The organism is Pseudoalteromonas sp. S16_S37 (assembly GCF_014694405.1).
GTDB lineage: Bacteria > Pseudomonadota > Gammaproteobacteria > Enterobacterales > Alteromonadaceae > Pseudoalteromonas.
This window is the reverse complement of record NZ_JAAUWV010000023.1, coordinates 56,903-68,172: the sequence shown is the minus strand read 5'-3', so window position 1 is coordinate 68,172 and position 11,270 is coordinate 56,903. Positions and strand designations below refer to the sequence as shown.

The 11,270-nt window shown below is 41.4% G+C and carries 15 protein-coding genes and 1 tRNA gene; 4 read left to right on the top strand and 12 right to left on the bottom strand.

The genetic code is table 11. The features are described from left to right. Nucleotides 1–209 precede the first annotated feature (209 nt). The 6 genes from flgE to HC733_RS11885 form a co-directional block, all read right to left on the bottom strand. A complete protein-coding gene (flgE, locus tag HC733_RS11910; RefSeq protein ID WP_190365264.1) occupies nucleotides 210–1,529 on the bottom strand; it encodes a flagellar hook protein FlgE in 1,320 nt (439 codons plus the stop codon). 45 nt (nucleotides 1,530–1,574) lie between these two features. Then, a complete protein-coding gene (locus HC733_RS11905; protein ID WP_190365263.1) occupies nucleotides 1,575–2,252 on the bottom strand; it encodes a flagellar hook assembly protein FlgD in 678 nt (225 codons plus the stop codon). A gap of 14 nt (nucleotides 2,253–2,266) precedes the next feature. Then, complete coding sequence (gene flgC / locus HC733_RS11900) at nucleotides 2,267–2,701, bottom strand: flagellar basal body rod protein FlgC (RefSeq protein WP_171625841.1); 435 nt, start codon at nucleotides 2,699–2,701, stop codon at nucleotides 2,267–2,269. A 5-nt stretch (nucleotides 2,702–2,706) separates the two neighbouring features. Beyond that, a complete protein-coding gene (gene flgB / locus HC733_RS11895) occupies nucleotides 2,707–3,114 on the bottom strand; it encodes a flagellar basal body rod protein FlgB (RefSeq protein ID WP_190365262.1) in 408 nt (135 codons plus the stop codon). A gap of 82 nt (nucleotides 3,115–3,196) precedes the next feature. After that, a complete protein-coding gene (locus HC733_RS11890; RefSeq protein WP_190365266.1) occupies nucleotides 3,197–4,030 on the bottom strand; it encodes a CheR family methyltransferase in 834 nt (277 codons plus the stop codon). Between the two features lie 17 nt (nucleotides 4,031–4,047). Further along, nucleotides 4,048–4,980, bottom strand: a complete 933-nt coding sequence (locus tag HC733_RS11885; RefSeq protein ID WP_190365261.1) for a chemotaxis protein — start codon at nucleotides 4,978–4,980, stop codon at nucleotides 4,048–4,050. A gap of 140 nt (nucleotides 4,981–5,120) precedes the next feature. Between HC733_RS11885 and flgA the strand changes: the two genes are divergently transcribed. From flgA to flgN, 3 genes are all read left to right on the top strand, one after another. Continuing rightward, nucleotides 5,121–5,828: a flagellar basal body P-ring formation chaperone FlgA gene (gene flgA / locus HC733_RS11880; protein ID WP_190365260.1), complete on the top strand. Its 708-nt coding sequence runs from the start codon at nucleotides 5,121–5,123 to the stop codon at nucleotides 5,826–5,828. 68 nt (nucleotides 5,829–5,896) lie between these two features. Beyond that, on the top strand, nucleotides 5,897–6,220 hold the full coding sequence (flgM, locus tag HC733_RS11875; protein ID WP_190365259.1) for a flagellar biosynthesis anti-sigma factor FlgM: 324 nt from the start codon (nucleotides 5,897–5,899) through the stop codon (nucleotides 6,218–6,220). After that, nucleotides 6,213–6,641, top strand: coding sequence for a flagellar export chaperone FlgN (flgN, locus tag HC733_RS11870; protein ID WP_190365258.1), 429 nt, complete (start codon nucleotides 6,213–6,215; stop codon nucleotides 6,639–6,641). Before flgM ends, flgN begins: the two co-directional genes overlap by 8 nt. 54 nt (nucleotides 6,642–6,695) lie before the next feature. Here the strand turns inward: flgN and HC733_RS11865 are convergent, their stop codons facing one another. Next, nucleotides 6,696–7,175 (bottom strand): LPP20 family lipoprotein, encoded by a 480-nt coding sequence (locus tag HC733_RS11865; protein WP_190365257.1) that lies wholly within the window; start codon nucleotides 7,173–7,175, stop codon nucleotides 6,696–6,698. Between the two features lie 109 nt (nucleotides 7,176–7,284). Here HC733_RS11865 and HC733_RS11860 point away from each other — a divergent pair, with 109 nt between their 5' ends. Further along, nucleotides 7,285–8,478, top strand: coding sequence for a flagellar assembly protein T N-terminal domain-containing protein (locus HC733_RS11860; protein WP_190365256.1), 1,194 nt, complete (start codon nucleotides 7,285–7,287; stop codon nucleotides 8,476–8,478). A gap of 67 nt (nucleotides 8,479–8,545) precedes the next feature. Here HC733_RS11860 and HC733_RS11855 read toward each other — a convergent pair whose 3' ends face one another. From HC733_RS11855 to HC733_RS11835, 5 genes are all read right to left on the bottom strand, one after another. Then, nucleotides 8,546–9,001, bottom strand: coding sequence for a DUF1203 domain-containing protein (locus HC733_RS11855; protein WP_190365255.1), 456 nt, complete (start codon nucleotides 8,999–9,001; stop codon nucleotides 8,546–8,548). Nucleotides 9,002–9,115: 114 nt separating this feature from the next. After that, nucleotides 9,116–9,190, bottom strand: a tRNA-Arg gene (locus HC733_RS11850). A 73-nt stretch (nucleotides 9,191–9,263) separates the two neighbouring features. After that, complete coding sequence (locus tag HC733_RS11845; RefSeq protein WP_190365254.1) at nucleotides 9,264–9,917, bottom strand: FlgO family outer membrane protein; 654 nt, start codon at nucleotides 9,915–9,917, stop codon at nucleotides 9,264–9,266. An 8-nt stretch (nucleotides 9,918–9,925) separates the two neighbouring features. After that, entirely contained in the window at nucleotides 9,926–10,600 is a 675-nt protein-coding gene (locus tag HC733_RS11840) for a FlgO family outer membrane protein (RefSeq protein ID WP_190365253.1), read from the bottom strand. 13 nt (nucleotides 10,601–10,613) lie between these two features. Beyond that, on the bottom strand, nucleotides 10,614–11,210 hold the full coding sequence (locus tag HC733_RS11835) for a FlgO family outer membrane protein (protein WP_190365252.1): 597 nt from the start codon (nucleotides 11,208–11,210) through the stop codon (nucleotides 10,614–10,616). Nucleotides 11,211–11,270 lie beyond the last annotated feature (60 nt).

Below are 11,270 nucleotides of genomic sequence, written 5' to 3'. Positions count from 1 at the left end.
CTGCGAATATCACCTAACTTTGCTTGAGAAAAAGTTTCTGATGCCCATTTCTCTGAACTTGCTGAAAACACCGTAACTGACCTTATCGTTATATCAAAACAGATCAGATCAAGATTAATTAGCTAAGTTCAAAAAAAATCCCCCGATTTTCATCGAGGGACTTGTGTATGAAAGACAGGCAACATGCGGCCTTTTGGTATGATATGTAATTATCGGATCTGTAAAATATTTTGTTGTAGTGTTGAGTTTACTTCCAATGCACGGGAGTTAGCTTGGAAGTTACGCTGTGCACTTATCAAATCAACTAATTCGTTGGTTAGGTTTACGTTCGACTGTTCAAGAGATGAAGAGTTAATACTACCTAACGTACCTGAACCTGGCTCACCTGCAATCGGTTCACCCGATGTCAGGCTCTTTTTCCAAGCTGTGTTGCCAACAGGAGATAAGCCTTGCGAATTTGAAAAGCGTACCATAGCTACTTGGCCCAGATAAGTTGAATCACCATTACTGTAAGCCGCAATAATTTTACCATCAGAGCCGATATCAATACTTGATAAACGGCCAACAGTCGCACCATCTTGTTCAAGTGCTTTTACTTCGAATCGACTTGCGTACTGAGTTGGTAGCTTGTTTGTGGTATTCGCCTCATCGCGCCAGTTCATGGTGATATCATTGGGGAAAGTCGCCCCATTGGTCAACAGTGACGTCAAACCTGCACCAGGACCCGTTAATGTAAGTGGGTCAAATGTAGTGCCGCCACCAGTAATAGGCGCTGATGGCAAACCACTGGCATTAAAAGTAAATGTGGTAATTGGCCCTGTACCTGCAGCACCGCCAGGGGTAAACTGTGTGCCATCCATTGTACCAAACACCTGCCATGTATTTGCTGCCGATTTTCTAAAAAATAGCTGCATAACATGCGGTTCACCCAAAGAGTCATATACCGTTGTTGAAGTTGACGAGTTATATGACGCCGATTGCGTTGGATCAAAAGGAATCGACGGAGTTTGCTCTCGAGAATCCACGTTGAACGAGTTATAAATCGTGGAAGTTGCTCGAGGAGAACCAGATGCATCTGGGATCTGCAAAGCTGTTGATGTACTTAAGCTCACAGATGTTGTGTCACCCGTAGATGGGTCAACAGGGAAACCTTGCAAAAAGTTACCTTGTGCATCAACAATAAAATTATCTTTATTAAGCTTAAAAGCCCCTGCACGTGTGTAGGTATAGTCTTGAGAACCAAACTCTTCACTCATCGCAAAGTAGCCATCACCAGTAATCGCTAAGTCGAGCGAGTTCTGCGTAAACTTAAGTGAACCTTGGTGAAACTGTTGCGCTACCATAGTCGTTTGCGCACCATCACCAGCTTTGGTTTTAGCCGAACTAAACACAGAAGCTGCGTATACATCCGCAAACTCAGCACGTGATTCTTTAAAGCCCGTGGTATTTACGTTCGCAATGTTATTGGCCGTTACGTCTAGGTCTTTTTGAGCTGCCGCTAAACCTGTTAATGCTATATTGAAACTCATACTCTCACCTCTTGTACTCTAAGGTTAATTCTGTAACTAAGATAATTATGCAATTTCAGCGACATCAGTGAGTTTCACTGCGCCCGAACTTGTATTGATCACGATGCCATTGGCACCATTCACATTAACACTATCTATGTTCTTAAAAGTCGCCATCGGTAGGCTTGTATAGGTACCGTTTAACCTACCTTCAGCTTTAATTTTGTACTCACCGTCTGGCATTTGAACTTTGTCGTTGTTCTTACCATCCCACTCAAACTTTAATGCGCCGGCCGATTGACTGCCCATATCCATTTTGCGTACCAATTGGTTTTTGTCGTCATAGATACTGATCACTAAATCTTCAACAGGCTGAGTTGCAATCACAGAGCCTTTGGCTAGTTGATCTGAACCTATATTAATCGTGTCTGATTCGAGTAATGCCTTTTTGCCAACCAAGGTTGAAGCCTGCAGCGCCGAGTTAGACGTCATTGATGCTGATAGCATTTCAAATTTTGAATTTAAGTTTGAAATACCTTCCGCCATGGTGAAGTTTGTCATCTGGGCAATCATCTGATCGTTGTCCGCAGGCTTACTTGGATCTTGGTAAGAAAGCTGCTGTGTCAACAAAGAGAAAAAGTCTTCTTGCGTTAGCGTATCGTTTTTCTCTTGTGGCTTGTTATCTTTATTCCAACGAAGAGAATCCAAATAAGAAGACGACGCCGCATTAATATCATTACTCATCAGCTATACTCCCGTTAACGCTGACCAAGCAGTAGAGTTTTGCTAAGCATCTGCTTAGCAGCATCTGCCACTTGCACATTAGTTTGATACGAACGAGATGCTGAGATCATGTTGGTCATTTCCTCAACCACGTTCACATTGGGTTTATAGATGTATCCATCCTTATCAGCACTTGGGTGGTTTGGGTTATATTCAATCTGAAGCGGTTTATCGCTTTCAACAATGCCTAAAACCTTAACCCCGACCGATGCGTTTAACTGCGTAGGGTCTTGCATTGAAGACGCTTTTGTTAACTCAGCAGCAAATACTGGGTGCCTTGCTCTATAAACCTTATCCTGGCTAGAACTTATGCTGTTTGCATTGGAAATATTACTGGCAGTGGTGTTCAGGCGAATATTCTGAGCACTCATACCACTACCCGCGATATCAAATACGTTATATAAACTCATAATAATTACCCTTGACCACCTAGTGCCTTATTCAGGCCTTTAAACTTACCAGACAAAAACTGCAAACTGGCTTGATACTCTAATGAGTTCTGTACATACAAGTTTCGTTCCACTTGTATATCAACAGAATTGCCATCCCCCGTATCTACTTGATTTGGATTACGAAAAAGTTCTACACCACCAGTTAATTTGCTGCCACCACCGATGTGATTTTCATCGGTGCGCATCATATTATTGCCGCGTTGTTGACCTGACTTTGCCGCTTTTAAAGCTTGTGCAAAGTCAATGTCTTTGGCTTTATATCCAGGGGTATCAGCGTTGGCTATATTACTGGCTAAAAGCTCTGCACGTTGCGAGCGAATAAGCATGGCATGAGGATGTACGCCCAATGCCTTATCGAAACTAATTGCCATAACACAACTCCAAAAATTTGACTCTATGGAGTTAAAGCAAAAGGCGGGCCAAAAATAAGAACGGCGGTATAACCGCCGTATTCTATTGTTTTTTCTGGTAAATTATACCCGGATTACAGCGGATCATATCAAATGAATCGCTTAATCCAGCCATAGATTCTGATGCGCCAAGAAATAAATACCCTTTGGGATTTAATGCTTGAGCAAATTGAGAAATGATTTTTGCTTTCACCTGTGGTGAAAAATATATAAGAACATTGCGACAAAATATGACGTCAAATTTTCCCATGAGAGCATACGAATCAAGTAGGTTTAGGTGTCTAAAGTTAACCATTTTCTTGATTGGATCGACAACTTGCGCCATGCCGTTGCCGCTATCTTTAAAAAACTTTTTCCGCCTTTCAGCAGAAAGACCACGAGCTAACGCCAATGCATCGTACTCAGCGTTTTTACACATATCTAACATGGTATTAGATATATCAGTACCGGTAATCTGAACACCCATTTTTAAAGAGCCAGGGCTCTTGCTTTGGTATTCACTTGCCGACATAGCAATCGAATATGGCTCTTGCCCCGATGAACTTGCCGCAGACCAAATTTTAACTGGTCGGCGTAAATCACTAAACTCAGGAAATATCTTCGTTTTTAACAATTCAAAAGGATAGGCATCACGAAACCATAGTGTTTCATTAGTCGTCATCGCATCCACTACTGCGGCACGTAGTTGCCGCTCATGTGGACTAAGTGTTTTGTTGACCAATGCTGATAAGGTGTCAACGCCAAACCTTGTCATTAAGGGCGCTAGGCGACTTTTAACCAAATAAAGTTTGTTATCACCCAAGACAATGCCACACTGCTGTTCTAGAAAAGTTCGAAACTGATCATATTCACTTTGTTGAAGATGCTTGTTTTCCAATGTATTACCGCCATTCATTAGTCACGGTGAACCCATTTTTTCACGGCTGCTGCCAATTCATCTGGGTTAAACTTTGCGATAAAGTCATCTGCACCGACCTTTTGGATCATTGCTTGATTAAATACTCCGCTCAGAGAAGTATGTAAGATAACATGCAATGGTGCCAATTTTGGATCAGCCTTTATTTCCGCAGTGAGCGTGTAGCCGTCCATTTCTGGCATTTCTACATCAGAAATAAGTAGACCAACACGCTCTGTAATATTATTTTGGCAATCCATTTCCGCAATTTCCCGCAAGCGTAGCAAGGCTTCTTTACCATTTTTAGCTAGTTCAGTCTGAACACCCAATGGTTCAAGAGCCCTTTTCACTTGGTTTCTTGCTACAGCCGAGTCATCTGCAATAAATACTATTCTTTCCCCTAAGTCTTTTTGCATCTCACCATCAGATATAATATCTTGGCTAACTTCTGTATTAACTGGGCAAATTTCGTTGAGAATTTTTTCAACATCAAGGATCTCAACCAATTCATTCTCGATTTCGGTTACTGCGGTAAGATATGAGTAACGACCTGCACCTGAGGGGGGTGGCATGATCTTTTCCCAATTCATGTTAACGATTCGCTCTACTGCACCCACCAAAAATCCCTGAACAGAGCGATTATATTCAGCAATTATAATGAAACAGTTATGAATATCTTCAATTGGGGGACCGCCCACGGCCAACGACATATCTATGACAGAAATAGTTTGTCCACGTATATGCGCAACTCCTCGTACGAAGGCATTAGATTTAGGCATACTCGTTAATGGCGGGCATTGGAGCACTTCACGCACTTTAAATACGTTAATGCCAAAACGTTGTCGACCCTTAAGCCTGAATAGCAACAACTCTAGGCGATTTTGCCCAACCAACTGCGTACGTTGGTTTACTGAGTCTAAAATACCTGCCATTTCAATCTCCTAACTTTAATAATGCTTAACGGAACGATACTTGCAGACGTTAATAAAGGAACAATAACTCTTGAAGAGGTGTCACAATTAACGCAAAATCTTTATACCCTTTTTCACATGATAAGCATAGTCGAAACATCATGAGTTTGTTAAAAAAAACCAAATCTGCAAGGTTTTTCTTCGCAATGGTCTACATTCTGCTCAGCGATGCGGTATATGCTCAAGATTACAATAATCAGGCACTGGAAGAAGCTGCTCGCTCTTTTATTTCCAACCTAGCAACTCAAAAGTCGGATTCTAACCTACAAGTTAGAGCGATACCGTTAGATGAGAGGCTGCCAACTCGTCAGTGTGAGACACCACTAGATATATCAACGAACGCGTCAGCCCCTTTTAATCGGCAGGTAACGGTACAACTGAAGTGCGACGATCTATCAGGGTGGACCCAGTATGTCCACATACGTATAGAGGAGCTGTTTCCCGTCATAGTCAGCACGGAAATGATTGCTAAAGGCGAGCTGCTAACAGAGCAACATTTGAGGCTTGAATACAGACCTAAACATTTTGTTAGAGCATCATACATTGATGACATCAATTTGCTCATAGGAAGTCGCAGCAAGCGTGTATTGCGAGAAGGTATGCCAGTTGGGATGCATCAAATTTGTATGGTTTGTAAAGGCGATATTGTTAGTATTTATGCAAAAACACGTACTTTAACGATAAAAACGCAAGGGATAGCATTACAAGACGGAAACATTGGCGAGCAAATTCAGGTTAAAAATCAAAAGTCTGGAAAAATTGTCTCAGGAAGAGTTAAAGATGTTGATTCTATTGAGGTGAATATCTAAAATTTTTGCTAAAGTTATAGTTATATCAGCCGATACTTAAAGCAAGATTCTTTATTTGGGTCACAATCATGGTAAATAATGTAAAAGGTCAGCCGCAATCAAACAGCGTGCTTAATAATATTAAGCAACAAAAAGCTGAGTTGCAAAGAAATGATGCAAATGCGAGTAGCGCACCTACAAAAGCGCCACAAAAAACAGCTTCTGATTCTGTAAGTTTGACGCCACAAGCACGTCAGCTTAAAAGTTTACAGGACAAAGCACAAGAAGCCCCCGCTTTCAACAGTGATAAAGTTGCGGAACTTAAAAAAGCAATCAGCGAAGGTAAGTATCAAATTGATGCTGAAAAGCTAGCCAAAAACATCGCTGCATTTGAGTTTGATATGTATGGATGATCATCTAGCCCTTTGTGTACACAAGCTAGAAAAACAGCTCACTCATTTAACAACTTTGACCCAGTTGTTAGATAGTGAGCTTGACCTTTTAGCAGCCAAAAAAGGCGATGGCCTAAAAGAACTTGCAAGAGAAAAACTCACCTTACTACACGCAATTCAAAGTTTGGATAAAGAGATTTCCAGTTTTGACAAAGCGCTATTTTCCCAACCAGAAGCACAAAATCTGACGTCTAACATCGAAGAGCTATTGATTAAGTGCAAGCAAAAAAATGATGTGAATGCTCAAGCAGCTCATCAAGCTAACTTAAGCGTCAGAGAGTTGAAAGAGATTTTGATAGGTGCGCCTTCATCAGTGACATATGGTCAAGACGGTGCTGTTGTATCCCACAACAACGAATTAGTTAAAAACCTTAAAGCTTAACTGCTCTACTTTATATCTAAGACAGAGCAGTGAATTCCAGTATTTTGTAAATTATTAGTAATATGTAACCCGCTTAATCTTTCTAGGTTTTGCTTGGGTAATATAGAGGTCATGAACACGCTTCATATCTAGCTCCAATTCAGTTACATAGGTATCACCTGCAGTATAGCTTTTCACAACCTTTGCACCTCGTATTACACCATTTACTTGGCTTTGTAGGCCATCATTTTTAGCAATAGCACCTTTGACCGTCATACTCGATGATATGTTCTGGCCATAAACTTGCTCGGTTAACTCTCTATATGCTTCTAGCTTTGAGACCTTCAGCGCCATGAGCATTTTCTGGGCTTTGTTTGTGCCAGGCTGAGCACTCAGAGGCGCATAACCAATAGCCTTTAAAACGGGATAGCTATCCGGTAAAACATATTCGTATTCAATGTGCTTATCAAATATGCTGCTGCATCCAGTCAAAGAGCCCAAAAGCAATGCTATACTTACAAGGCTTGTGATTTTGATCTGCCTGTTGATATTCATGATTGTTCACCTCAAAAAATTACTAGCGTTTTTCATGCACATTTCTTGCCATAAATTGTGGTACATGACTTGCTTCTAAATAGGTATGATATTTTTTAAGGTGCTAATTATGATTAAGGCGATCACTTTACTGATACTCATATGCGTGAGTACTGTTGTAAAAGCAGAGTGGTACGAGGTTGTAGGCTACGCAAGTACACAAGGTCGAGATGTCGCGCAAGCCAGACAAGCAGCTGTAAAAGACGCTATAACTCAGGCGCTTATATTTTCTGGTGCGACGGTGAGTAGCGTGCAAAGTGTTGCAGATGGGATTCTCAGCCAAGATGAGATTAAAATTAAATCTCATGGTGAAATACAACAAGTTAATATGGTAAGTGAAAGTAAAGAAGGCGATCAGTATAGTGTCACCCTGCATCTTGATATTTACGCTACCAAAGGTCAATGCCTAGAGCAGCAGTTTAATAAGCAAATCGCTATTACACAGAGCCAACTAATACAACCTCACCAAGCCCGCTTAGGTCAAATATTTGACATAGCAAAAGCTGCCTCTCAGCGCTTGTTTAACACACTAAATGAACGCACTAACGCCGTTAAGCCCATCCCCTACCTTAATAGTGCAATCAACGTTAAAGAGTACTTTTCTCAGCAATTTGATTATAACCATGCACTCATAGAAACCATTGCGATGAACAGCAATAGCCAATATGTTTTACTCAGTCAGATCACTGACATTGCGGACATTGATAAACTCAACAATGACTATGCATTTTGGCAAAGCGATGAATATGCACGTAGCTTCAAAATAGATTTTGCGCTTTATGATGCCATGACCTATGAAAAAGTATGGCAACAACATTATGCTACCCAAGGTGTATGGCCGTTTGAAAAAACAAAGCTGGTTGATGTTTACAGTGACCGATTCTGGAACTCTCATTATGGACAAGAGATCCAAGAGGTGTTCAACAAAGTAAGTCAAGATTTGAATACCGCAGTATCCTGTATTCCTACAAAAGGGAAGATTCTTTATCTAGACGCCGAGCAAATTGTTATCAATCTTGGTAGAGTGCATGGATTAGAGCCAGGCACCACCCTTTCAATAATGCACCAAAGCAATATTATTACCAGTCGGGGCTCGGTAGTAAACTCTACGGTGCAAACCATAGAGCAAGTAAAAGTGATCAATGTTAATATGCAAAGTGCTACCGCTGTTAACCTAAATACACGCCCTTTAAGCAATATCCAACTCAATGATATTGTTCAGATAAAAATTAAAAATGAAAATAACTTTGCACTGGATGAGTAACGCAAAACACTCATCGCTCGATTACGACAGACTTAAGTCTGCCGTAATTGAGCTTTATAATACTCAATCAAGCTCTTCTCGCCTCACAGCTAAAGCAACCAGCGTTAGCATTGTGCAGCTGAACATACTCAACTTCTGTGTGGTTAAATAACTCTGATAGCGCCTTCCTTACAGAGGCGCCTTGTGCTGCAGTGGCGCTAAGCATATAGCCATTATTGCTATATGCTCGTAAAGATATCAGCCGAGTATCTAGCACCTCAGGAATTTCGTTTATCCCCAAGTTTGCAGGCTTTGCATCTTCAATAATGAAGATTGGCCCTGATGCACGATAGGGAGAGCTTACGTTATGGTGCCAATAGTGAGTCAATAATACCCTTTCCCCCACTTTAGCCTCGCGAAGGGACACTCTGCATGGGTAGCCAAAGTTCGCATCCGCTGTTATCCAATTCTCTTCGTGCTCTTGCGATGCCGAGTGTAAAGATAAGTCAAGGTTTAAAGGTTTGATAATAAAGTCGTTTGTCATCGTCATATCTCCATATCGAAAAGGACAGTATAAAGCGACTACTAAATAGCACTTGCCATTTCTAGAACTGACTCTGATTTGCAGATTGGTATAGGTGGAGAGTTTTGGAGTATCTGGCGGCCCCTACAGGAATCGAACCTGTAACTATCCCTTAGGAGGGGACTGTTATATCCATTTAACTAAGGGGCCAAAGGCGTTTTGAGTATAGCCTTTCGCCCCGTTTCATTTCAAGACTTTTTTATAAAAGTCAGCAACTTGAGCATTACCTAACGTCAGACAATGCAAGATCGTCGCTATGCAAAACATAGCTAGGAACTAGCTTACGAGTACTCGCTACGACCTGTTTAGAGTCGATATCTGTCACTCTTGCATTAACCTCTACCCCTGAGCTTCGGTATATCATAGTTCCCGATAGCACATGGCTTGCAACTCTTTTGTTGGTCAGCGCTTTCACATCTCTGGAAAAAGACAAATCACCTTTTTGGGTAACTGACACCGAGTTGGTTGTTTTAAAGTCAACAACACCATAGCCGAACTTTTGTAATTGATGGATAAATGTTTCCGCAATTTGATTACCCAGCTGATTAGTTGTGCGCAGCGTGTTATCAAAGTCGACAAAAGACGTAACAGCAATATTGATATCCTGATCAGAGTTCATTGTATCAACAAGTTCAAGCGCCATTTGTTCAACATAATTAGCTAACTGCAAATTGTGTACGATCGGACTGTAATGACGGGAGTACTGCACATTACCCAGTTCATCATCTTGTTTTTGACGCTGAGCTTCATCGTAAAGAACATCAATTTGACTAGTTGGTGCCTTAGGCTCTATCACTGCGACCTGATTAACACTCATTAACTGGCAACCACTGAGCACTGTGAGTGTCATCGCCAATAAATAATATTGCTGCTTCATGTTACACCTCAATTACTAGCCTTTTTCATTAAAATGCCGTCTGTTCGGTAACTATTGCCGAGAGCATCCACTACCGACTGAGGTATAAACCCCTGCGCAGAGCCAACAACCGCTTTGCTATTAATACCTACAATACGGGCGTTAACCAATACACCACCTTGGTGATTAACTAAGGTGCCTGCTAGCACATACTCAAAGTTTTGAGTTTCATTTAGCTCTAAGTAATCTCGGCTAAATACAAAGTCTCCCTGCGGCGTTACCCGCATGTAATCTGTCGTCTTGAAATCAACCACAGACACACCAAACTTATGCAGTTCATGCATGAAGCTTTCTGATAACTGATTGCCTAATAATGTCGCTTGAGCATAATCATCATCAAGATACACAAAACTTGATACAGCTAGAGGTGTTTTTGCGTTAACGTACTGCAGATTCTCAACCAAGTCTTGCATTATCCCTCGTACATAATGATTTATGTTCTTACGACTGATACTGGCTCTTTGACTCATAATGTTTGGCACTGCATTACGTGACTGAAACGCATCTTTAGACGTATTAGGAGCCATCACATCGCGTTGTGCGCTGCTACCTCCAACTTGTTGGCTCTTAGCACTCAAACTGTCCAACATATTTGCACAGCCAACACTCAATGGTAAAAGCAAAATATACAAATAATTCTTCATTGTATGTTCCTCATTAATATTCTGTGCGGTAAAGCAACCCATCGCGTTGCAGTACTTTTTCATCCGACCACATTACATTCACTGGAATTTCTGTTGTCGCTGCCGACACAACACGTCCAGTTCGCATATCTATCAGTCGAGCATTGACTATGTAAGCATGCTGCTGTTGGGTCAGACTGCCGGCAATCACAAAGTCAATATTCTGGCGCTCACGTAGGTTGTCAATACGACGACTCAGCATGCTGTCAGCGGTATCTAGTAATGTTAGTTCGTTCTCTAGGCGGTGCTCTACAGTGTGATAGCCTAGCTGCGTAAATTGTGTCAGCAGGCTTTCTTGGATCTGCTGGCTAAGCCCGGAAGCTTGTTGATCTGCAAGAGTTTCACCTAGGCCATCCGCTTTAAAAAAACTCATTACAGCTATACGCGCATTGCGTTTACGCACACCAGTAATGTTGCTTAACTGAATGCTCAAGTCGCTCACATATTGATGCACGGTATAAGGTGCCATTGTTTTTTCGGGTGTTACATAAAGGGGGTGTCGCTTTCTCACGTCTTCAACGTTTTGACAGCCAACTAGGCCAACACATAACAATAATAGGACTAAACGCATTATCATCTAACCTAAACAAAGAATTCTGGTTAGTTAAATGCAAAAAGTATACCTAAATAC